The following is a 24,130-nucleotide window of genomic DNA, read 5'->3' on the forward strand; positions in this document are numbered from 1 at the left end:
GAAGTTAAGAAGTTAGTGGATTTACAAAGTGTTCAATTTGATATTGCAATTTAGCAAAGATAAAACATTATAACAGGGTATAAAATTATTTTTCAAAAATAACTATTGCAAATTTAAAAGTATAGGCGTATTATTAGATGTCAGCTGAAATTTGAAATAAAATTCGGCTGGTGTTTAAGGATAAAAGTAAGCTACTATTTTGACTAAAAATAGTAGCTTAGTCTTTTGCAATGAAATAATAAAATAGCAAGCAATAATTAGAAAGTTAGCCTGCATTTTTTTAATATAAGTTGCAAGAGTAAGCAATAATTAGAAAGTTAACCTGCGTTTTCAAAAATATAAGTTGCAAGAGTTTCATAGGAGTTAAAAGCGTAATGTTACGTTTAACAGGTAAAGTGTTTGGTGTAGTCGCTATTTTAGTTGTGTTTGCGACTTTGGTGTTTTATTTTACCGCACCGGTGTATACACTGCGAGGGATTCCCGTTTTAAACTATCATCAAGTGAATGATGAAAAATTTTCCCCATTGACAATGAAAACTTCGGATTTCAGAAATCAAATGGCATATTTACAAGAGCAAGGTTATCATGCGATTACTATGGAAGAATTATACGGCTATTTGCAGAATAATTTGCCATTGCCAAGTAAACCGGTCGTAATCACATTTGATGACGGCTATGTAGACAACTATACCGAAGCAATGCCGATTTTAAAAGAATACGGCATGAAGGCCACTTTGTTTATGATTGGCGACTCCATTGGCGCTCCCGGATTCTTATCGGCGGAGCAGCTGAAAGAAATGGAAGCAAGCCATATATTTGAAGTTGAATCTCATACCTATTCGCATAAAGATTTGCGCAAGCTCTCCAGCGATGCGGTGGCTGATGAATTTAGCCATTCTAAAACATTATTAGAAACTACACTAGGCCATCCGGTGCAATACATCGCCTATCCGTGCGGCTTTACTAACCCGCAAGTAGACGCTTTGGCTCAGGCAGCAGGCTATCGCTTGGCATTTACCGTTGATACAGGGAATGTAAGAAGCGGTGAAAACCGCTTTAACCTGGACCGCGTACCCGTATTTGAAGGAGACAACCCACTCCTAAGCATGCAACTACGCCTCCACTACGTAGAAATCATCGGCGGCCTGTGGTCACTCCGTGACTTCCTGCTCGCCCATAACCATCCAACCTTGGCATCAATAGTGCCACTTTTCTAAGTAAAAAGAAGGTTCCACACCGGAAGCCTGACTGTTTCACAGTAAAAGGCGTTCCTTGCTTGGAACCTTCTTTTTTTGTGTGAGTCTGACTCAGAGCCTCACCACCTCCACGAAATCATGATGTGAACTGAATTAGAGTGCCACCGGGCGCTGAATAGAGGAGATACGCAGGTGTTTGCTTTCGGGCGGTAAGCCTTAAATTGAGATGTTTACAATAGAAAGTGTCCATGTAAGAGTAGATTGGAGTTTTCTTTTGGCAAAATTGATTTTAAATTGAGATGATATAAAAAATAGAGAGGATCCTTGTAGGAAGTTCTATAGTCTTTTCTTTTGGCAGATAAAAGCTTTGAATTGAGATGATATAAAAGAAATAGAGAGGACTCGTGTAAGAAAAGTTTTACAAGCGAAGCGCAGTCACTTTTCGGCACGAGTCCTCTCTATTTATATTAAGTGTTTTAGATTTTATCTGCCAAAAGCGCAGTCACTTTTCGGCAGGAATCCTCTCTATTTTATTCGCAAATTAATTATTTATTTTGCCAAAAGAAAATATCTAATACATGGACACCTTCTATTTTTAAATAATTATTTTAAGCTTACCGCCCAAGCAAACACTAAATATGCTCATTTAGCGCCGGCGTCTCTAAGAACGTCACATCAGGATTTCGTTCCACAACCCATCCCATTTGCCACTCATTACTTATCAAAATAACGGTTCGCGCCCGATTATCTTTAACAGCCATGGCATTATCAAGACCTTTAAGCTGCTTAATATCCACATCTTCTTTTACCCAACGGGCTACGCTGTAAGGGAGGGAATCAGTAATCGGTTCAACACCGTATTCATTGCGTAAACGATACTGTAATACTTCAAACTGAAGCATACCAACGGCGCCGACGATGAAGGAGTCCATGGAATGAGGCTGTTCAAAAATCTGTACCGCACCTTCCTGGGCCAATTGAGTCATCCCTTTTTGGAATTGTTTACGTTTCATCGTATCTTTCGGGCTGACGCGGGCAAAGAATTCCGGTGGGAACACAGGGAAGTCGCCGAAGGTTACTTTGTGATTAGGAGCACAAAGGGTATCACCTACGCCCATAGTACCGGCATCAAAAACACCGATAATGTCGCCGGGATAGGCTTCGTCGATAATCGTGCGTTCCGTAGCCAAGAACTGTTGCGGCTGCGCCAGGCGAATACTTTTATTCGATTGACGATGCAATACGGACATGCCTTTTTCAAACTTACCGGAGCAAATACGCATGAACACGATGCGATCGTGATGGTTAGGGTTCATATTGGCTTGGATTTTGAAAACAAAGGCGGAGAAGTCTTCGGAAGTGGCTTCTACGGTTTCTTCAATGGCTTGGCGAGGAGTCGGGGAGGGGGCTAAGTCGAGGAATTTTTCTAAAAACGGTTTAACCCCGAAGTTGGTCATAGCGGAACCGAAGAACATTGGCGTTAATTCACCGGCACGAACACGGTCGAAATCGAATTCGTCGCCTGCTACGTCGAGGAGTTCAATATCATCAATCAAGGACTGATGCACTTCTTCGCCCAATAACTCACGAAATGCCGGATCGTCTACCGATTCTTTGGTAGATGCCAATTTTTGTTGACCATGTGTTTCGTCTTTGGCAAAAAGGTCAACCGTGTGAGTTTCTCGGTCGTAAATCCCCTGATATTCTCCGTTGATGCCAACTGGCCAGTTCATAGGAACGGCGCGAATGCCCAAGGAGTTTTCAATTTCTTCCATCAAATCAAAGGGATTACGGCCGAAATGGTCAATTTTGTTGACGAAGGTGAAAATAGGAATACCGCGCTCTTTACATACAGCAAAGAGTTTTTTTGTCTGCGCTTCCACACCTTTCGCTACGTCGATAAGCATGACTGCACTGTCTGCGGCCATTAAGGTACGGTAAGTATCTTCCGAGAAGTCTTGGTGACCGGGGGTGTCCAAGATATTGACGCGGCAGCCGTCATAATCGAATTGAAGCACGGAACTTGTTACCGAGATACCACGTTGTTTTTCGATTTCCATCCAGTCGGATACGGCATATTTTTGAGTTTTACGAGACTTTACGGACCCGGCTAAGTGAATAGCACCACCGTAAAGGAGCAGTTTTTCAGTTAATGTAGTTTTACCGGCATCCGGATGCGAAATGATGGCAAACGTGCGTCGGCGTTTAACTTCTTCTAAGAATGTCATGTTGTCACCTCATACAAATTATCTATCCTTAAAATTATATACTAATGACGGGCGTTTTGTCATTAAATTCATTTTATTAAATTTAAGATAGTCACAGGGATGACGGTTTAGGCGTGGAGCAGGCGTGGGCCATTATCATGGAGTGCATATTTGGTGACTAGAAGCACCATTGGGGCGTATCCGCACCACCGGTATGAGTGGGTTCCTTTTATGAACGCCCGGTTTAGTGTATAATAGAACAGACAAAGGAGGGCCTATGAGATTATTTATTGCCGAAAAGCCCAGTATGGGGCGAGAAATAAGTAAATATTTACCGGAGCAGAAGAATGTGCAAAAGCGCGACGGTTTTATTGTGCAAGGCGATGATGTAGTCACTTGGGCCTTTGGACATGTGTTGGAACAGGCTCAGCCGGGGGACTATAATGAACGCTATAAGCGTTGGAATGCCGCCGATTTGCCCATAGTGCCGGACGAATGGCAATTGCTGGTGACGAAGAGCAGTGCTAAGCAGTTTCAGACTATTAAAAAGCTTATCGAAGATGCGGATACAATTGTTAACGCCGGTGACCCGGATCGCGAAGGACAGCTCCTTATTGATGAGATTTTAGTGTACGTAAATAATAAGAAACCTGTGCAGCGTATTTTGTTGAATGCGCTGGATGAAAAGTCGATTCGCGCAGCTCTCAATGACTTGCGTGATAATAAGGATTTTTATAATTTACAACAATCTGCTTTGGCCAGAGCCCGCGCCGATTGGCTCGTAGGCATGAATTTATCCCGTGCTTATACCTTACAGCAACGCAGGCAGGGGAATAAAGTTACCTTTCCGATTGGCCGTGTAAAAACCCCGACCCTGGCCTTGGTGGTTCGCCGTGAACGGGAATTGGAAAATTTCGTGCCCGTTGATTACTTTACCTTAAAAGTTTTATACAAACATCCGAACGGCAGTTTCTGGGCCACGTGGCAGCCTAAAGACGATCAAATCGGCCTCGACCCGGAAGGGCGTTTAATAAAAAAAGCGGTAGCCGAAGAATTGGCTAAGCGCTTGATGGATGGTAAGACGGGCGTCATTTCCAAACGGGAGAAGACGAAGAAAAAAGAAGCCCAGCGTCTGCCTTTATCGTTGTCGGCATTGCAGGTTGCAGCAGGGAAGGCTTATGGTTATGACCCGCAGCAGGTGCTCGATACGGCGCAGAAATTATATGAAAAGAAATTGACTACTTACCCGCGTTCGGATTGTGATTATTTACCGACAAATCAATTTGAAGATCGCCATGCAATCATACAGAATTTAAGTAAAAACAGCGGCGTTATCGGTGAATGGGCTCAAGGTGCTGATTTAACCATTAAATCACGGGCGTGGAACGATAAGAAAATCACCGCTCACCATGCCATTATTCCAACGACGGTGGCTTGTAACATGGCTACGTTGCCGGACATGGAGAGAAATATTTATTTTCTCATCGCCCAGTCCTATATTACGCAGTTTTATCCGGAACATGAATACGAGCAAACTCGTTTAACGGTGACCCAATGTGATGAGGAATTTGTCGCTCATGGTCGCGTTATTTTGGTAGTAGGCTGGAAGGCTTTATATCAAAAAGCTAAAAAGGACGATTCAGCAACGGATGACGGCAATGATGGGGATGATTCGGTCGGTGATGAAGAGGCGGATTCGCAGGAAGCAAGTAAAAAACGCAAACAGCCTATTGAAGAGAGTGGTGAACTGCCGAATGTGAAAAAAGGCGATTCTGTTGATGTAGATAATATGGCTATTGATGCGAAGCAGACCAAACCGCCGAGCCGTTTTACGGCAGCCACTTTATTGCAGGCTATGAAAGAAATTCACAAGTATGTGAAAAATGAGGATTTGAAAAAGCAATTGAAGGCCGTATCCGGTATCGGTACGGAAGCAACCAGGGCTACCATCATTGATGAATTGATTACACGTAAGTTTATGTCTGCAAAAGGCAAAAAGAAAGTAATTCAACCTACATCTTTGGGGTATACCTTGGTGGATGCTTTACCGGAGGAAATGCTCTATCCCGATGAAACAGCTCTTTGGGAAGAACGCTTGGCGGCTATTAGCGAAGGCCGGGATACGTTGGATTCTTTTTTGATTGATCAGATTGAATTCTTAAAAAGTTTGATTAACAAGGCCAATAGCGGCATGAATATGGATGGTCTCGATACAGACGGTTTTAATATTGTCAGCACCGTGCGTACGGTGAAACGCCCATCAGGCGGAACCGGTAATGCTATCAATCGAGGCGGTGCAGCCTTGTCGGAAGAAGAACTCAGTAAGCTCGAAGCTTGTCCGCGTTGCGGCAAGGGAAAATTAAGACTTAGAAACGGTAAATTCGGGGAATTTTACGGTTGTACCGATTATCCAAAATGTAATTTTACTAAGCCTGTCTCGACAAACCCTTCAAATGCCGGTAAAGTTCAAGGCGGACCTTTAAACGGAAATGGGACCGGAAATTCGACCGGCTTCGGCCGAGGAAGTGTGGATTCTATTGACCCACAGGTGGCGGAAGCTTTGGCGGCGGCTAAGGAAAAGGGGACCTTGCAATATAAATGCCCGCGTTGCGGTGAAGGCTATTTAGTAGCCATTGTGCGTAATGGTAATACAAGTTGGACCTGTGCTAATCAACCTAAGTGTCGCACTACCGTGGCTGATGTAGACGGGAAACCGGTTGTTTTTAAATAAGGCAGTTTGCACATAATTTAAAGTAAATCAAATATATAATAAAAAAGGACTATTCTTATAGGAACATGCTATTCAAAGTACGAACAGCGTGTCTATGAGAGTAGTCCTTAATTTATACGTGCTTGTAAGTGCTTATAGTGAAAGGCACTGTATTATTAAATCGGGTTATAGGACATTAAATCCTATTAGCGAGAACGACGGCGTCTTGTGTTAACCCCTTTATGGCCTGTTGCCTTATGTCGTTTCGCTTTAGTTGCCTGATAGGATGATTTAATAGTCGGTTTTTTGGATGACGTTGTTTTTTTAGGTGCTTGGGCACGGCCTTTGGTTTTTACTTGACCGTCGGTCGTGTATTTTGTCAATGTTGCTTCAATGGCTCGTTCGATACGGCGAAGCCATGTTTCGTCCGCTTGTGTCGCATAGGTAATGGCAATGCCGTTGGTACCGGCACGACCGGTACGGCCGATACGGTGAATGTAGTAATCTACATCGTGCGGCACATCGTAGTTATATACATGACTGATGCCTTCAATGTCGATACCGCGGGCCGCAATGTCGGTAGCTACCAAGATTTGCGTACGGGCACGGGCAAAATCACGCAGAATTTGCGTGCGGCGACCTTGTGTTAAATCACCGTGTAATTCGCCGATGTTAAAACCGGCTGCCGTTAATTCGTAGGAGAGCTTAATGGCGCCTTCTTTTTTATTACAGAAAACAATGGCTAAATACGGATTGTCTTCTCTTAGTTGAGCCATTAAACGGTCCAACTTTTCTTCCGGTTTTACCATGATAACCTTTTGTTCAATGGTATCTAAGGTTACGTTATTGCCTTTAACCGTTACGGACATTGGTTTTTTCATGTAAGTTTTGGCAAGGCTGCGGATGCGATCCGGCACGGTAGCGGAGAAGAGTAACAATTGACGGTTGGCGTTAGTTTTTTCAATAAGGGATTCTACATCCGGTAAAAAGCCCATGTGAAGCATCTGGTCCGCCTCGTCGAGAACTACGCGGCGCACCGTATCGAGGTGAAGGGAACCGCGCGTGGCGTGGTCTAATAAACGCCCCGGCGTGCCGAGGATTACATGAGGACGACGGCCTAATTGTTGTAGCTGCCCTTCAATAGTGCGGCCGCCGATGAGGGGAAGAATATCAACGCCCAAAATATCGCCGATAGCCTTGGCTTCGTCGGCAATTTGTTTTACCAATTCGCGGGTTGGGGCAATAATAAGTGCTTGTTCTTGGAACACTTCGATATTGATGCGCTGCAAAACAGGAATTAAAAATGCCAGCGTTTTGCCTGTACCGGTTTGCGCCATAGCGATTAAGTCGTTGCCTTTGAAAGCAGGGGGAATGGCTTGTTCCTGAATCGGAGTAGGCTCCTTAATACCTTGTTTGGCCAGGGAGTCTATGAGTTCGGGCACAACGCCGAGAGTTTGAAATGATTTCATATATATCTCCTTATCTTTAATTTGTAATACTTTGAGTGATGATTCCCGGAGGGGAATAGGGAACTTCGTCAATTAGCTGTTAACGTTGATTTTGTAAAATAAATGGGATTCATTGGTATTAAATTAGCTAAATCTATTTTTATTATATCATACATAGATGATTTATATAAAAGAATCGATATATTTAGGACAATTTGAACTTAAGGGCATACTTTTTTTGCGAAATATATATTTTAATAATTCATTGAGAATAGTTATTTAATTGATAATCTTTTGATAATATTTGAAGTTTAATTATAATTGAGAATAAAAGAGAAGACGTTTCAAATGAGAATGAGAATGGCGAGGCTATTATTCATGAGAAAATACTGAAAAGATGAGCAGTGATAATGAAAATTGAAGATTGTCTATCTACATTCATAAGATTCGATATTGAAAATAGTTATTGATTTCCTCAGTGACTATGTTATAATTTAATTGTAATTTTATTTCAGTTTCAGTGCAGTTCTTAAGCAAATTTTGGAAGATGAGTTTGTTTGGTTCGGCCACAAGGAGGTGTAGATAGTGATAAAATCATTGGCGTCGATGAAAACCGGCGAAGCGGGCACAATTAAACAGTTGCGCGGTTCCGGTAACATCAAACACCGTCTCGTTGACATGGGCCTCGTTCCGGGGACTTTCGTGCGTGTTATGAAATTCGCACCTTTGGGTGATCCCATTGAAATTAAAGTAAAGAACTTTGATTTAGCGTTGCGTGTCAGCGAAGCAGAAACTATTGATATTGAAGTGAGTCAGGAGGCCTAGAATGAGTGACCAAAATACCACGTCTATCCGAATTGCTCTGGCCGGTAATCCGAACTGTGGTAAAACTACAATTTTTAATAATATTACCGGTGCCAAACAGCATGTTGGTAACTATCCCGGTGTAACGGTAGAAAAGAAAGAAGGGGAATGTACTTTCAGCGGTAAAGATTTACTCTTTATTGACTTGCCGGGTACATACAGCTTAACAGCTCGCTCCCTTGATGAATTAGTAGCGCGTAACGTAATTATCAATGATGAACCGGATGTTCTCGTTAACGTTATTGATGCATCTAATTTGGAACGTAACTTATATTTAGCGGCTCAATTGTTGGAATTGGAACGTCCGTTGGTTATGGCGCTTAATATGTCCGATGTGGCCAAAGAAATGGGTGTTCACATTGACATTAAAAAATTGAGTGAATTGACCGGTGCGACTATCGTAGAAACAGTTGGTCGCAATAATGTAGGTACGACCGAATTATTACAAGCTGTTATCGATGTAGCCAAAGAAGCGAAAAAACCAAGTGCGACTATTGATTATGGTCCTGAACTTGAACCGGCTATTAGAGATATTGTTAATGAACTTGAGAAAGCAGATACTATTACTTATCCATTGCGTTGGGTGGCTATTAAATTATTGGAAGCCGATCCTGATGTAATTAAAAAAGTAAAAGCCTTTGAACGTACCGAAGCGGTTTTGGCAAAAGCAGAACAGTGGCGCGAAGAGCTTAAAGACAAAGTTGATTTAGAAATTATTTTCCAAGAATTCCGTCACAGCTTTGCCGTTGCTACTTATAATAATGCTATAAAAGGTACGCCTAAGGAAATCGAAACCCGTTCCGACCGTATCGATAAAGTGCTTACCCACCGTATTTGGGGCTTACCGATTTTCGTATTTGTAATGTGGCTCTTATTTAATCTCGTAAATACAATCGGTGCTTATCCGCAAGGCTGGATTGAAGACGCTTTCACAGCCCTTGGCGATTGGGCCGGTGCGGTAATTCCGGAAGGCCAATTGAATTCCTTGGTGGTTGACGGTATCATCGCCGGTGTTGGTGCGGTAATGAGTTTCGTTCCACTTATCGTACTCTTGTTCTTGGGCATTGCGTTCCTTGAAGATACCGGTTACATGGCGCGTGCGGCATTCGTAATGGACCGTATCATGCGTGCCTGCGGTTTACACGGGAAATCCTTTATTCCCCTCCTTATGGGTTATGGTTGTAGTATTCCTACTATTATGGGTGCTCGTATCTTGGATAATAACCGCGATCGAATGATTACGATTCTTGTTTCCCAGTTCATGACCTGTAGTGCTCGTTTGCCGGTATACACTTTGTTCATCGGGGCATTCTTCCCGGTAGCACAACGTGGTAACGTATTGGCTGCCATTTATTTTGCCGGCATCGTATTGGCTATTGTAATGGCTAAAATTTTCCGCAAATTCTTATTCCCGGGCGAATCCGAACCATTCGTAATGGAATTACCGCCATACCATATGCCAACTCTTAAGAGCGTGTTAATGCATATGTGGGAACGTGCTTTCTTATATCTTAAAAAAGCAGGTACTTTCATTTTAGCAGCGTCCGTATTGATTTGGTTCTTGGCATCCTATCCGCAAGATGTGCCAATGTCTCAAGACTTTGACGCCGCTCGCGATCAGGTAACCCAAGAATACGAAGCGCGTGATAATGCAATCTTGCTTCAGTACGGTATTGCTACGGATGAACAAAAAGCACCGGTTATGGCTATGGTTGACGAAATGACAGCTATTCAGACAGAACAAGACGAAGCTGCCGCTGAAGAAGGGGAAGAAGAAATCGGCGATGAAGGTCTTAACGGTGAAGCCGCTGCGACTGACGAAGCCGCTACAGCTGAAGATGCAAATGCTGCACCTGAAGTTCCTGATTACTTCCATGACCTTCAAGTAGCCAATGCTGATGCATTCCCGGTTGCTTGGGCTATTTACCTTAATAACCAAGAAAAAGACGAAGCTATCGGCGAACTCGACCAAAAAGAATCTACTGAAAAATTGGAAGGATCTTATGTAGCCTCCATCGGTAAATTCATTGAACCGGTTATGAGACCGCTTGGTTTCGACTGGAAGATGAGCGTATCCTTGGTTACAGCTCTCGCTGCTAAAGAAGTTATGGTAAGTACCTTGGGTACACTCTACTCTATTGCGGCTGATGAAGATAATGAACAGCCATTGCAAGTTTACTTACGTCAGGACCCTTCATTCACACCACTCGTTGCAGTTGGTTTGATGATGTTCGTTCTTATTTATCCGCCATGTTTTGCGGCTATGGCCGTATTCAAACGTGAAGCCGGCGGTTGGGGCTGGTTAACTTTCTTCGTTGTTTATTCAACGGCCCTTGCTTGGGTAGCAGCCTTTATCGTCTACAATGGCGGTCGTTTACTTGGTTTCCATTGATTGAAAAAAACAGTTATTTATTAAATGATTCAAAACTGAAATGCGTTTTTCTGTTAAGTTATTAGCTTGTTCCCATGAAAATCTAAATGAGAATTGACTACTGATAATCGTTGAGAATATAACGCCAATCAATGTTTTTCTCAAATTTTTTTACAAATCACTATTGATTATTGATTAAGGATGGTGTATGATAATGGAGAACCTAATAGTATATCTTATCGGATTAATCGCTGTATTATTTGTTGCTCGCAAGGCGTATAAGACCTTAAGCGGCAAGAGCGGCTGCAGTTGCGGTTGCGGTGGTAGCGGTAACGGCAAGAAGAAAGAAATTTCTTCCTCCGGTTGTGGGGGCAACAAATAGGATTTCATAAGGGTAATGACTGACGAATACAGTGTATTCGATGGATTTACGGCAAAAGTAGCCAAGGTTCGGGTAGACCTTGGCTATTTTTATAAAGCAATAGGCGCTTATTTTATTCTTGTAAGGAACACTTTGGTGCCTTACATCTTGTAGAGGAAAGGTGAGATTTATATGTTCAACGTAAACAAAGAAAAAGTAAAATCCGCTAATTTATTCGCAGCCGGTTTGGCTCTTGGTACTGTAGGTCTTAAAATGTTGACCAGCAAAGATGCTAAGAAAGTGTATGCCAATGTTGTAGCTGCAGGTCTTCGCGCTAAAGAAAGCGTAATGCAGACTGCTGAAAAAGTACAGGCTTCCAGCGGCAGCATTTTGGCTGATGCTCAGGAAATCAACGAAAATCGCCGTAAAGAAGAAGCTTTGTTTGAAGAAGAACAAGGCGAAGAAAAGGGTGAATAATTAATATGTTGAAGTTTTCGGTTATTCAAAGATTATCGAAACGTCTTCATGTTACTATTTCCGGTCACTTATTCGATGATGCCGAAGCCGCTTATGTTGAAACGACTTTAATGCAGAATCCGGCGATTGAAAAAGCTCAGTTTTTTACGCGTTCACGTGACCTTATTATCCACCATACAGGGGATGAAATAGCTGTTCGTGATGCATTACTGGCACTTAACGATTTGAATTTCGAAGATGCACCGGCATTGACGGAATACTCACCGCGACTTGTCAATAAACAATACAAAGAGTCCATGATCAGTCAGACTCTTATGTATTTAGGTAAAAAGTTATTGTTACCGGCACCAATCAATATGGTATGGTCTTGGTTTAATGCTTTAAAATTTGCGAAAAAAGCGGTAACTATGTTATGGCATCGCAAATTAACTGTAGAAGTATTGGATGGCGTAGCGATTACCGTATCCTTGTTACGCGGTGACGTATCCACGGCAGGCGCCGTAATGTACCTCTTGGGTATTGGCGAAACCTTGGAAGAATGGACACTCCGTAAGTCCGTCCTCAATTTGGCCGAAAGTATGTCCCTCAATGTGGATAAAGTTTGGGTTAAAGTGGATGGCGTTGAAGTGAGTCGGCCTGTATCCGAAGTTGTCGAAGGCGACCTCGTGGTACTTCGTCAAGGTGAAGTGGTGCCATTGGACGGTGTAGTAGTAGAAGGCGTTGTCCTTGTGAACGAAAGTTCCATGACCGGTGAACCGGAACCGGTTCGCCGTGATGAAAATACTTCGGTATATGCAGGTACTGTCGTAGAAGAAGGCCATTGTGTAATCGAAGTTCGCGGTAATTCCAAATCATCGCGTTATGAACAAATTGTGGCTCTTATCGAAGAATCGGAACAGATGAAATCCGGTATGGAACAGAAGGCGTTCCACATGGCCGATAAATTAGTGCCAATCAGTTTTGCCGGCACTATCTTAACGTATTTGTTGACCCGTAATACGATGAAGGCCTTATCGTTCTTGATGGTTGACTTCTCTTGCGCTTTAAAATTAAGCATTCCGTTGGCGGTATTATCAGCCATGGAAGAAGCGTCGAAGCGTGGTATCACCGTTAAAGGCGGTAAATATTTGGAACAAATTGCCGCTGCTGATGTGGTTGTTTTTGATAAAACAGGTACATTGACTAAAGCAGAACCGGTATTTGAACAGATTATTACCTTTGAAGATCATGATCCGGATGATATGCTCATGCTTGCTGCTTGCTTGGAAGAACATTTTCCTCATTCTATGGCAAAAGCCGTGGTTAATGCAGCGGAACAGCATAATTTGCCTCATAAGGAAAAACACTCCTCTAAGGTTGAATATATCGTAGCTCACGGCATTGCCTCCAAAGTGGGCAATCGCAAATGCCGAATCGGTAGTGCGCACTTTATTTTTGACGATGAAAAAGTTGTTATTCCGGAAGGGGAACAGGAAAAATTCGACAATTTGCCGGATTCCTCCTCTCATTTATACTTAGCCATCAGTGGTCGTTTGGCTGCCGTTCTTTGCATTAAAGATCCGGTGCGTGAAGAAGCAAAACAAGTTGTTAAAGAACTTCACGAATTGGGTATTAAGAAAGTCGTTATGATGACCGGTGACAGCAAACGCAATGCAGAACGGGTTGCACGTGAAATCGGCATCGACGAAGTGCATGCGGAAGTATTGCCGGGCGATAAAGCGGCTTATGTGAAGAAAGCTAAAGAAGAAGGGTATACGGTTATGATGGTTGGCGACGGCATCAATGATTCGCCGGCCTTGTCGGAAGCCCATGTAGGCGTTGCGATGAATGAAGGGGCACCGATTGCCCAGAAAATCGCCAATGTTACGGTTTCCTCCGATAATCTTTCCAGTCTTGTAGACTTACGTCGCATTGCTATGCAATTGATGGATCGTATTCAATTTAATTACAACTCCATTGTCGGTGTTAACGGCGCTTTGGTAGGTCTTGGTTTATTCCAGGTATTGACACCAAGCACGACGGCATGGATGCATAATCTGTTTACGTTAGGTATTGGTTTACGCAGTATGACGCCATTGTTACCGGCTAAATCTGAAGAGGATGATTCGGTAATTGAAACGACGGCTCGTGTTGTAGCGTAAGCGGAACTAAGGTATTTATAAACAGTATTAAGGCGGTGTTCTTCGGAGCACCGCCTTTTGCGGTTGAGTTTTAAGGCGTCCTATAGTAAAATTATACTGTTAAGATAAGGATGTAGGAGGTTTTTAGTATGAAAGTCCTTGCGGATATTTTGGGACGCACGCTATATATGAGTTTTTTCATCATATTAGTACCCTTAGGTGCCTACACTATTCATAACGGGTCCAGTGCTATGGTGGCACTTGTCAGTTATTTGGTGTTGTCATTATTGGTGCCGGTGGCGTATTTATCTTCGAAGCGAAGTGGTTTCGGTCCGGAAGAAAAGCGCGTGGGCCGTATTTTCTATATATTGGGTTGGGTCATCGTTCAACTGGCCACGTATCAGACCTTTTTTGTAGGCGATTTTTCATTCCTTTGGGGCTTGCCAAGCTTTGGTCGTGATATAGCCTTTGTAATTGTTATGTATATTCAGGTTTCGCTTTCATTGACGGCCGGTTATATACTAAATTCACTCGTAAGAGGGAGGGCCGCTAAATGATAAAAAATGTTTTGCGCATGTTTGTTTTAAATCTTGCCATCGTATTGCCGGTGACAATGATTATATTGGCGTTGCAAGGTGTTTCATTGGGTATGGTAGCTTTCTTGGTACTTTCATTCTTGACGCCTATGGTGCTGCGCCGTCAAGATAAGTTGCAACAATTTTTGACCTATCCGTGGCGTAACAGTTTGTATGCGTATAGTTGGATTTGGTGCTTAACCTTTTTCTTCCTAGGTGACAGTGTCATTCCTTATGCTATTGCTTCCGGCAGCATGGGTATGATTATGCTTGGCTGGATTGTGGTATTTACGGTTTGTCTATTGGCCATGACTATTGTGGCCGTTATTTTGACACTTTTTGCGGACCGGCCACGGTTTAATCGCTGGTTCGATGATTCCTTGGATATGGCGGTCTATTCCTTGCCGGTACCGATGCTTTTATTAGGGGATGTGTTATTTTTAAATGTGCCCGATCCAATATTGGCAGCGCAACTCAGTCCGCAAGTATTTACCTTTTTACAACTTTGGCTCTATGGTTTTGTTATTTGGACCATGGGTGTTATTGCCATTTATTTGCATCCGCGAATGGGGCAAAAACAAGGCCTTCGTTTGGCTCGTATTATGGTAACCGCCTTGGTATGGCTCGCCATCAACGGCCACTTGATGTATGGTTGGAAGCCGGACTTCTTTATGGAATTGTTATACTTCCTGATGCCGGTATTCCAAGGCAATTGGTTGGTGTACATTACCCCGGGCTTGCTTGAATTCATTGTACTTGGTATGTCTGTTGGTTTAGGCATACTTTTAGAAGATTTTATTTTGAAAAGACAGGCAAAATAGCCTTTACGGCACATCATGTAATATGTCGTACTATGTACTATATGGTATAATAGTTTTTGTGCAATTTTAAGCAACTGCTTTTTTGAAAAATGAGGTTTTAGAATTAAATATGTATTCGACTTATATCCGAATAGGAATGAGAACGGAGGATTTTTTACATGGAAAAAGATAATATGGATACGAAAAGTCCGTATCCGTGTCAGCGATTTAGCTTGCGACAATTGACTGTTATCGGTTTGTTGTCCGCGTTAACCGTAGTACTGGGTGTCAGCGGGTTAGGATTTATTCCGATTCCACCGATTTATGCGACTATTTTGCATATTCCGACTTTAATCGGCGCACTTTTAGAAGGCCCAAAAATCGGTATGGTTATCGGTTTCATTTTCGGGTCTTACAGTTTGGTTCAAAACATGGTACAGCCAAACATTATGTCTTTCGTATTTTTAAACCCGATAATTTCCATATTACCACGTATGTTAATCGGACCTATTGCGTATTATGTGTATCGCTATTTGCCGATTCAAAGACCGGTGTGGCGTGTTATGCTTGCCTTATTCGTAGGCACAATCGTGCATACCGTAATGGTAATGGGCTTGATTTACCTTATCTATGCAGAACCTTATGCAGCAGCTAAAGGGATTCCTGTAGACCATGTGGCAAATATTGTAATCGGGGTAGCCGTATTCCACGGACCGCTTGAAGCATTGGCGGCTGTGGTAGTAGGTACGCCGGTAGTCATGGCGCTCAGGGCTAAACTTAAAACAGATAAATAATATGTTAAACCATTAGCCCCGACGTCATGTCGGGGCTTTTTGAATGTATATATTGATATATGAATAGATATTGATGAAAGAGAGGCGATGAAATGAATATTCAAATGAATTGGCGCAAATGGCGTCTCACAGCTGTGTTGACTATCATTTTGGTAGCGGGCGCCGCCATACTGGGAGGCTGTAGTTTGGGAGATAGCACCGGTAATGACGGTAAAGGGGGCTTACCCGTAGTGGCAACGGTATATCCGGCCTATGATATAGCGAAACAAGTAGGCGGGGATAAAGTGAAGGTAACTTTATTGGTGCCGCCGGGAACAGAACCTCATGATTGGGAACCGACCGTGAAAGATCTGAAAGCAGTCGGTCAGGCAAAAGTATTTATTTACAACGGCGCCGGTTTGGAACCGAGTGAAAAATTATTGGCTCCTGATATCCTAAAAGAGGCTAAACCGGTGGAACTGGCTAAGTCGGTTGACGTTATGCCGATTAAAACCGTAGACCTTGACAAGGAAGCGGAAGCTGACCATGATCACGACCATCATACCGATGCAGCGCATCATGACAATGACGGCCATGACCATCATCATGGTACGGTGGATCCTCATATCTGGCTCAATCTAATGAATGTGGTAAAAGAAGTGGACGCTGTAGTGGCCGCTTTTAGTGAAGCTGATCCGGCCAACAAAGATTATTATGAAGCTAACGGCAAAGCCTATAAAGAAAAATTGACAGCTTTGGATGCACAGTATGAGGCATTTGCTCAAACTGTTCCAAGTAAAGAGTTGGTCGTAACTCATGAGGCATTCGGTTATTTGGCCAATCGTTATGGTTTTACCCAATTGGGCATCATGGGGGTAGCGCCGGATGCGGAACCGACACCGGAACGGATGGCGTCGATTATCAGTTTTGTAAAAGCTCATAAAGTAAAGGCTATCTTCAGTGAGGAACTGGTTAATCCGAAATTAGCGGAAGCTATTGCCAAGGAAACGGGCGCTAAGGTGTATATGTTAAATCCGGTAGAAGGCTTAACGGAAGAACAAATGAAAGCAGGGGCCACCTATTTATCCATCATGGAAGATAATTTGAAGGTATTGAAAACCGCGTTAGGCGCCCAATAATATGCATTTTATAAGAATGTTAAAGGCAGCTTGAGGCAGTTTATAATACTTTTTTGAGGCTGAAAAGGAAAGAGAATTATCAACGTATTTCTCAATCACATAGGGGATATTGATATTTCGCATTAAGAGAACTATTGCCGATTATCGCGTTACTATGTTAAAATAAATGTAACGTATAGTAGTATTTTGAGGAGGTTGAACACCATGGCAAAACGAATTCGTACAATCAACACTGAATCTTTACAGAAAACTGCTAAAACCGGTGGCTGCGGCGAATGCCAGACTTCTTGCCAGTCCGCTTGCAAAACAAGCTGCACTGTAGGCAACCAGGTTTGCAAACAGAAATAAGATTTTTTATCTGTTTTGATACGTCAATGACCCAATAAGATCCAATCATTATGTATTAGTGATTGGGTCTTATTTTATTTTCATAATTTAAAGTAATTCAAGCTGTATTAAAACAACTTAAGTTATATTTAAAACAATTCAAGAAATATTAAAATACCCCAAGCTATATTCAAAATAACCCAAGGTATGCAAAATTAATAAATCAGAATTTTTGAAAGGTCTTGTATGTCATTATTTCATATATGGTAGAACCTTTTTTTTAAGCTAAAAGTAGATAAATGATGTATAATATAAAGGTAGTAGTAACTATTAAATATATGGAGGTACCATGTTAGAATTAAAACCAATGATTCACAAATTCAAGATGAAGGATAAGTATTTCTGTCTTGATGTTAATAGCGGTATTATTCACGTGATTGACGAATTTACCGATAAAGTGCTCGATATTTATGACGGCACGAATCGTGAAGCGGTTCATCAGGCTTTTGACGGGGTTGAATCACCGGAAGAAATCAATGAATTATTAGACGAATTGGACTCTTTGATTAAAGATGAAATGCTCTATGCACCAATGTCTGAAGATTTCAAATTGGTGGCAGCTGAAAAACCAATCGTTAAAGCCTTATGCCTTAACATTGCTCACGACTGCAACTTGGCTTGCCGTTACTGCTTTGCCAGTCAGGGCGATTACGGCGGGGTAAAACGTGAACTCATGAGTTTTGATGTGGCCAAACGTGCCGTTGATTTCTTAATCTCTATGAGTGGTCCTCGTCAACATTTGGAAATAGATTTCTTTGGCGGCGAACCATTGATGAACTGGGAAGTCGTTAAACAAACCATCGAGTATGCTGAAAAAGTAGGCGCTGAGCACAATAAGATTTTCAAAATGACCATGACCACTAACGGTGTGTTGTTGACTCAGGAGAAAATCGATTACCTCAACGAACATAAATTGAGCATGGTGTTATCCATCGACGGCCGTGAAGAAGTGCATAATCACATGCGTCCGAGCGCCGGCGGTACGGATACATATAAAACCGTTGCCAAAAACTTGATTAACGCGGTTAAACAGCGTCATGGTCTTGAATACTATGCACGCGGTACCTATACGCATAATAATCTCGATTTCACGAAAGACGTTATTGCCATGTCCGACCTCGGTTTTGAACATTTATCCATGGAACCGGTAGTCGGTAAAGAAGGGGACTATGTACTTCGTGAAGAAGATTTACCGGCTTTGATGAAAGAATACGAAAAGCTTGCCGATTTGTATTTGGAACGTCAAAAGGAAGGTTGGGGTGAGAAGTTCAATTTCTTCCACTTCCGTATGGACTTATATCGCGGCCCATGTATGGCTAAACGCTTGCGCGGTTGCGGTGCCGGTCATGAATACATGGCCATCGTACCGAACGGTGATATTTACCCATGCCATCAGTTTGTCGGTCGTGACGGCTATGTATTGGGGAATGTGTACGAAGGTCTTAAGAACTTTGATATTCCTCGTGAATTCCGCAATACTCATGTATTTACGAAGCCGACATGTGCCGCTTGTTGGGCTAAATTCTTCTGCTCCGGCGGTTGCCATGCCAATAATGAAACCTTTACAGGGACTATTCACGAACCATATGCTTTAGGTTGTGAATTGCAGAAAAAACGCATTGAATGCGCCATTATGATCCAGGCTGAGCTTGATGAATTGCGAGAACAAGGAATTGTGCCGAAGGAGGATCCGGCCTTCCAGGAACGCAAACAGCACAATTGGATGTAAAACTAAATACCGTATAACAAGTAAGCAAATAGTATATAATAAAGGAACTATTTATGAAGCGACAAGGTATACGATTTACAGGGATAGTACAGGGGGTCGGTTTTCGGCCCCTGATTGCGGTTGTAGCACGAGAATTGGGATTAACGGGTTTTGTTTATAATGACGATGCCGGTGTTTATGTAGAAGTGCAGGGCACGGAGAAAGCCTTGGCAAAATTTGTTGATGCTGTAAAAGAGCGCAAAGGACCTATAGCACGGATTGACTCGGTTAAGGCATATGAGATTCCTTTAAAAGAGGACAGCTTATTTGTCATTGCCCCTTCGCCGGCGGGTAAACAACCGGCTACGTTTATCGGCGCTGATACGGCGCCGTGCAAAGCGTGCCGAAGGGAATTGCATGATCCGATGAACCGCCGTTTTCACTACGGCTTTATTAACTGTACTCATTGCGGACCTCGGTACACCATTGTGGAAACAGTGCCTTATGACCGTAAGTTTACATCAATGAAGGAGTTTGCCCTTTGTCCGGCTTGTAAGAACGAATATGAGTCGGAAGACAATCGCCGTTATCATGCGGAACCGAATGCGTGCCCCGTATGCGGGCCGCAGTACACTTTGTATGAGGTAAATATTGAGAAATTGGAGCCCACCTCAAAGGATTTGGATCCACTCACTTTGGGCCGTGACTACGTCATGACCGGTCACATCATTGCCTTTAAAGGGGTAGGCGGTTATCACTTGGTATGTGACGCCACGAATGAGAAGGCCATTATGACTCTTCGAGAGCGCAAACAACGGCCGCATAAACCCTTAGCGGTTATGGTGGATTCGTTGGCAACGGCGAAAGAAATTGCCCATATTACGCCGGAAGAAGAAGCACTCTTACAATCGCCGGCGCGACCTATTGTATTAGTGCCGCAACGAAGCGATGCTAAAGTGGCGTGGCAGGCGGTAGCGCCTAATAATCACTATGTGGGGATTATGCTTCCTTATGCGCCGGTCCATGAAGTTTGGCTTCCGGCCGGTGCTGTTTGGGTTATGACCAGCGGCAATCGTAGCGGTGAGCCGGTGATTTTTAAAGATGAGGAAGCAATCAGTCAGTTAAAACATGTGGCGGATTATTTTCTCGTCCATAATCGACGTATTGTGGCCTCCGTGGATGATTCCGTGGTACAGGTTGTTAAGGGTGAAACCTTACAAGTACGACGCAGTCGCGGTTACGTACCGACATCGTTTAAAGTTCGCTTGCCGAATGAAGGCAAAAAGACGATTCTCGCCATGGGGGGCGATTTAAAAAATGCCTTTGCCATGAACCGTGATGAAGCGGTACTTATGGGACCTCATATCGGTGATTTGGCGAATATGGCGATGAATGACAGTCTTGTCTGGACGATTGACCGGTATAAAGATTTATTCGGCCTTACGCCGGAAGCGGTAGTGGCCGATTATCATCCGCAGTATTTCTCTTCGCAATATGGTAAAACTTATAGTGAAGAGCATAATGTTCCGTATATTCAGGTGCAACATCACCATGCTCATGTAGCGGCGGTTATGGCTGAATACGGGCTGGATTCGGAGCCCGTGTTGGGTATCTGTTTCGATGGCACCGGCTATGGTCTTGATGGCACTATATGGGGCGGTGAGTTTTTACTCTGCCAAGGTCATTCCATGCAGCGTTTGGCTCATATACATACGGCCCCGTTACCGGGCGGTGAAGCGGCCGTCAAAGAACCGTGGCGTCAGGCGCTTTGGTATGTAAGCGATAAATTCGGCGATGATACACCGGCTTGGCTTGAGCCATGGTTTAATCAATTGCCGGATAATTGGGAATTGTTGGATTTTATGATGAAAAACAATATGCCTATGGTTGACGCCAGCAGTGCAGGCCGTTTATTCGATGCCGTGGGTTGCTTGTTAGGCCTTGGTAACGAGCATACCTTTGACGGGCAAATTGCCATGAGCCTCGAACAATTAGCCTATGGTGAGCGTGGCAAAATTAAGGAATTTATTTTTGACGGCAAAATCCTTGATTTTAAACCGCTGGTTCAGGATATTATCGGTCATTTGGGCGACGGTATTTCTAAACGCGTCTTGGCGGCGTCATTCCATCGCACCTTAGCCTATGGCATTACGGAAACGATGGAGCATTTGTGCACCCAATATAATATTAAGCAAGTTATTCTTTGCGGCGGTGTTTTTCAAAATAGACGCCTTATCGAAGAAATGATGAGTATAAATCACGATCAAGTTATGCTGTTGCCGCGTCAAGTGCCGCCTAATGACGGTGGTTTGGCGTTGGGACAATTATGGCTGGGTCACCAAAAGTTGGCTGACCTATAAGCTTGTTCTGAAAAACGTGAATAAAATCGTGAATAAAACCGTGAGATATATAGAGTCATATATTTTGTCGGCAGCAAGCAGTTTTGATCAAAGAAGTTATTAAAACTCCGTTTGAAAGTTAGGAGGAAATACTATGTGTTTAGCAGTACCTGCTCAATTAATAAAAGTAAATGAATTCATCGGCACGATTGAGCTTACGGGAGTAACTAGGGATGTCAATCTCATGTTGGTACCGGAAGCCAAGGTTGGCGATTACGTACTGGTTCATGCCGGTTGCGCTGTCCAAATCGTAGATGAAGAAGAGGCTAATGCAACAATGGAAGCCTTTAAGGAGTTGGAAGAACTTGAAGAAAATTACTTTGCAGGAAAAAACGCAGGTCGCTAATGAACTGTTGGAAGAAATAAAAGCACTCCATACGCCGGGCGAACAAGTTCGGTTCATGGAAGTGTGCGGTACGCATACGGTGGCAATTTTCCGCGAAGGGATTCGTCAGTTGTTGCCGGACGGTATCGAGCTCGTCAGCGGCCCGGGCTGTCCCGTATGTGTAACCGACCAGGTATATATGGATAAAGCGTTGGCCTATGCGGCCATGGATGATGTCATTGTGGCTACGTTTGGTGATATGTTAAAAGTACCGGGCACGCACAGCAATCTGTGGGAAGCGAAGAGTGCCGGTGCCCATATCCACATTATCTACAGTCCTTTGGAAATTATTGAACTCGGTAAAGCCAATCCGGATAAAAAAATCGTATTCTTGGCTATCGGTTTTGAAACGACTATTGCCGTCATTGCGGCGGCCGTTAAGGCAGTGGCTATGTCCGGTCTTAAGAATGTGTTCTTCTTGGTATCCCATAAGTTGGTGCCGCCGGCTCTGCGGGCTTTAGCTAATCAAAAAGAAGGCCACCTGGACGGCTTTATTTTACCCGGTCATGTGAGTGTTATTATCGGTGAAGAACCATATAGCTTTATTCCGACGGAATGCCATATGCCGTCCTGTATTGCCGGTTTTGATGGTCTCGAAATCTTGGCGGCGGTGCGCGATTTATTGGCGCAGCGCAAGAGCGGTCAGTACTATGTGGGCAATCAATATAAGTCGGTGGTCGCTAAAAAAGGGAATCCCGTAGCGGTGAAGCTTATGGATGAACTCTATGAAGTGATTGATGATACCTGGCGCGGTATCGGTGTGATTCCTAAGTCCGGTTTGCGCTTAAAAGGTGAATATGCCGCCTTTGATGCGGAACGCATGATTCCACTGGGCCCGATTGAAAGTGGCGGTGTGCCGAAAAGCTGTCAATGCGGCCGTGTGTTGCAGGGCTTAATTCGTCCCGATGAATGCGGTTTATTCGGTAAGTTATGTACGGCCGACCATCCCGTAGGTGCCTGCATGGTATCCGTAGAAGGCAGCTGCGCGGCTTGGTATAAATACGGTCGTGCCAGCGGCGGTATGACTTGGGAAGAATAAAAGCCGACTAAGGAGTAATTTATGGATGAAACAATACGTTTGGTTCATGGTAATGGCGGCCGATTCAGCCATGAACTGATGGAAAAATATATTATGCCTCATTTTAAAAATGAAGCATTGGCAAAATTACATGACGGTGCTCAATTTGAAGTGCCCGCCGGGCGCATGGCGTTTACCACCGATTCCTACGTGGTTACACCACAGTTTTTTCCCGGTGGCAACATCGGTAAATTATCTGTATGCGGTACTGTTAACGATTTGGCCATGAATGGGGCTAAACCGCTATATCTCAGCTGCGGTCTTATTCTGGAAGAAGGGTTGTCGGTGAAAACCTTGGATTCCGTTTTGGCGACTATGGCCGATATGGCCAAAGAAGCGGGCGTTTCCATTGTGACCGGCGATACAAAGGTTGTTGAAAAAGGCGCTGAAGACGGTCTTTATATTAATACCGCCGGCGTGGGTATGATTCCTGAAGGAATTAATATTGACCCCGAACGTGTTAAGCCGGGCATGAAGATTATCGTATCCGGTTCGCTGGGTGATCATGCCATTGCTGTAATGGGCAGTCGCTACGAATTGGCTCTGCCACCGACGATTAAAACCGACTGTGCACCGCTTAATCATATGGTTATGGCCGTACTTGAGGCAGTGGGAAATAAAGTGGCTGTTATGCGCGACCCTACGCGCGGTGGTCTCGCTACAACGCTGTATGAAATTGCCGGTCAGGCGAATGTGGGGATTCGTGTAGATGAACATGCCTTGCCGATTCATGATGAAGTACAGTCAGTGTGCAGTATTTTGGGTTACGATCCATTGTATTTAGCTAATGAAGGTAAAGCCGTATTTGTTGTGGAAGCGGATGTGGCCGATACAGTGCTTGAAATCTTGCGTGCTAATGAATATGGCCGTGAGGCTGCTTGTATCGGTGAGGTGCTTAGCAGTAACGCCGGTAAGGTTGGTCTTAAAACAGCGCTTGGCGGGGTTCGCTTGCTTGATCAGTTGGGCGAGGATCAAGTGCCGAGAATTTGTTAAAGGACTCTAATATTTTTATAGATAAAATTTAATAGGTATATGCTAAAGCAGTTATAAAATTTTTATTTTATAACTGCTTTTTTGATTGTACGCCGAATAGGCATGACAAAACCCCCAGTTAAACTGGGGGTCGGTAAAA

At 43.5% G+C, this 24,130-nt stretch carries 19 protein-coding genes; 17 read left to right on the forward strand and 2 right to left on the reverse strand.

Annotation, left to right across the window (positions count from 1 at the left end; genetic code table 11):
• Window positions 1–374: 374 nt before the first annotated feature.
• A complete protein-coding gene (locus MXE28_RS08820; protein ID WP_021842393.1) occupies window positions 375–1,217 on the forward strand; it encodes a polysaccharide deacetylase family protein in 843 nt (280 codons plus the stop codon).
• Between the two features lie 611 nt (window positions 1,218–1,828).
• Here MXE28_RS08820 and MXE28_RS08825 read toward each other — a convergent pair.
• Entirely contained in the window at window positions 1,829–3,424 is a 1,596-nt protein-coding gene (locus MXE28_RS08825; protein ID WP_021842394.1) for a peptide chain release factor 3, read from the reverse strand.
• A gap of 256 nt (window positions 3,425–3,680) precedes the next feature.
• Here MXE28_RS08825 and MXE28_RS08830 point away from each other — a divergent pair, with 256 nt between their 5' ends.
• Entirely contained in the window at window positions 3,681–6,134 is a 2,454-nt protein-coding gene (locus MXE28_RS08830; RefSeq protein WP_226974571.1) for a DNA topoisomerase III, read from the forward strand.
• A gap of 185 nt (window positions 6,135–6,319) precedes the next feature.
• On the opposite strand, the gene MXE28_RS08835 is transcribed toward MXE28_RS08830, so the two are convergent.
• Entirely contained in the window at window positions 6,320–7,582 is a 1,263-nt protein-coding gene (locus tag MXE28_RS08835) for a DEAD/DEAH box helicase (RefSeq protein WP_021842396.1), read from the reverse strand.
• A gap of 561 nt (window positions 7,583–8,143) precedes the next feature.
• On the opposite strand from MXE28_RS08835, the gene MXE28_RS08840 reads away from it, so the two are divergent.
• The 15 genes from MXE28_RS08840 (at window position 8,144) to hypE (ending at window position 23,991) form a co-directional block, all read left to right on the forward strand.
• Window positions 8,144–8,386: a ferrous iron transport protein A gene (locus tag MXE28_RS08840; RefSeq protein WP_127059015.1), complete on the forward strand. Its 243-nt coding sequence runs from the start codon at window positions 8,144–8,146 to the stop codon at window positions 8,384–8,386.
• 1 nt (window position 8,387) lies between these two features.
• Complete coding sequence (gene feoB, locus MXE28_RS08845; RefSeq protein ID WP_021842398.1) at window positions 8,388–10,817, forward strand: ferrous iron transport protein B; 2,430 nt, start codon at window positions 8,388–8,390, stop codon at window positions 10,815–10,817.
• Window positions 10,818–11,010: 193 nt separating this feature from the next.
• Entirely contained in the window at window positions 11,011–11,178 is a 168-nt protein-coding gene (locus MXE28_RS08850; protein ID WP_247240054.1) for a FeoB-associated Cys-rich membrane protein, read from the forward strand.
• Between the two features lie 171 nt (window positions 11,179–11,349).
• Window positions 11,350–11,634, forward strand: a complete 285-nt coding sequence (locus MXE28_RS08855) for a DUF6110 family protein (protein WP_021842401.1) — start codon at window positions 11,350–11,352, stop codon at window positions 11,632–11,634.
• 5 nt (window positions 11,635–11,639) lie between these two features.
• The gene (locus MXE28_RS08860) at window positions 11,640–13,775 is read left to right on the forward strand and encodes a heavy metal translocating P-type ATPase (RefSeq protein ID WP_156704883.1); all 2,136 of its coding nucleotides are present in this window, start codon (window positions 11,640–11,642) and stop codon (window positions 13,773–13,775) included.
• Between the two features lie 128 nt (window positions 13,776–13,903).
• A complete protein-coding gene (locus tag MXE28_RS08865; RefSeq protein ID WP_021842403.1) occupies window positions 13,904–14,311 on the forward strand; it encodes a hypothetical protein in 408 nt (135 codons plus the stop codon).
• Window positions 14,308–15,150: a hypothetical protein gene (locus MXE28_RS08870; RefSeq protein ID WP_021842404.1), complete on the forward strand. Its 843-nt coding sequence runs from the start codon at window positions 14,308–14,310 to the stop codon at window positions 15,148–15,150. The genes MXE28_RS08865 and MXE28_RS08870 overlap by 4 nt, the downstream gene beginning before the upstream one ends.
• Before the next feature lie 158 nt (window positions 15,151–15,308).
• Entirely contained in the window at window positions 15,309–15,923 is a 615-nt protein-coding gene (locus MXE28_RS08875) for an ECF transporter S component (RefSeq protein ID WP_247240055.1), read from the forward strand.
• 92 nt (window positions 15,924–16,015) lie between these two features.
• On the forward strand, window positions 16,016–17,041 hold the full coding sequence (locus MXE28_RS08880) for a zinc ABC transporter substrate-binding protein (protein WP_021842406.1): 1,026 nt from the start codon (window positions 16,016–16,018) through the stop codon (window positions 17,039–17,041).
• Between the two features lie 204 nt (window positions 17,042–17,245).
• Entirely contained in the window at window positions 17,246–17,389 is a 144-nt protein-coding gene (gene scfA / locus MXE28_RS08885; protein ID WP_004693318.1) for a six-cysteine ranthipeptide SCIFF, read from the forward strand.
• 328 nt (window positions 17,390–17,717) lie between these two features.
• On the forward strand, window positions 17,718–19,157 hold the full coding sequence (gene scfB / locus MXE28_RS08890; RefSeq protein ID WP_021842407.1) for a thioether cross-link-forming SCIFF peptide maturase: 1,440 nt from the start codon (window positions 17,718–17,720) through the stop codon (window positions 19,155–19,157).
• Between the two features lie 53 nt (window positions 19,158–19,210).
• Window positions 19,211–21,496 carry a carbamoyltransferase HypF gene (hypF, locus tag MXE28_RS08895; RefSeq protein WP_156704885.1) on the forward strand — a complete coding sequence of 762 codons (2,286 nt, stop codon included), beginning with the start codon at window positions 19,211–19,213 and terminating at the stop codon, window positions 21,494–21,496.
• A gap of 133 nt (window positions 21,497–21,629) precedes the next feature.
• Entirely contained in the window at window positions 21,630–21,881 is a 252-nt protein-coding gene (locus tag MXE28_RS08900) for a HypC/HybG/HupF family hydrogenase formation chaperone (RefSeq protein ID WP_021842409.1), read from the forward strand.
• On the forward strand, window positions 21,841–22,959 hold the full coding sequence (gene hypD, locus MXE28_RS08905; protein ID WP_156704886.1) for a hydrogenase formation protein HypD: 1,119 nt from the start codon (window positions 21,841–21,843) through the stop codon (window positions 22,957–22,959). The genes MXE28_RS08900 and hypD overlap by 41 nt, the downstream gene beginning before the upstream one ends.
• A 21-nt stretch (window positions 22,960–22,980) precedes the next feature.
• Complete coding sequence (hypE, locus tag MXE28_RS08910; protein WP_247240056.1) at window positions 22,981–23,991, forward strand: hydrogenase expression/formation protein HypE; 1,011 nt, start codon at window positions 22,981–22,983, stop codon at window positions 23,989–23,991.
• Window positions 23,992–24,130: the final 139 nt, after the last annotated feature.

This window comes from Veillonella sp. KGMB01456, from assembly GCF_023051165.1.
Classification (GTDB): domain Bacteria; phylum Bacillota; class Negativicutes; order Veillonellales; family Veillonellaceae; genus Veillonella_A.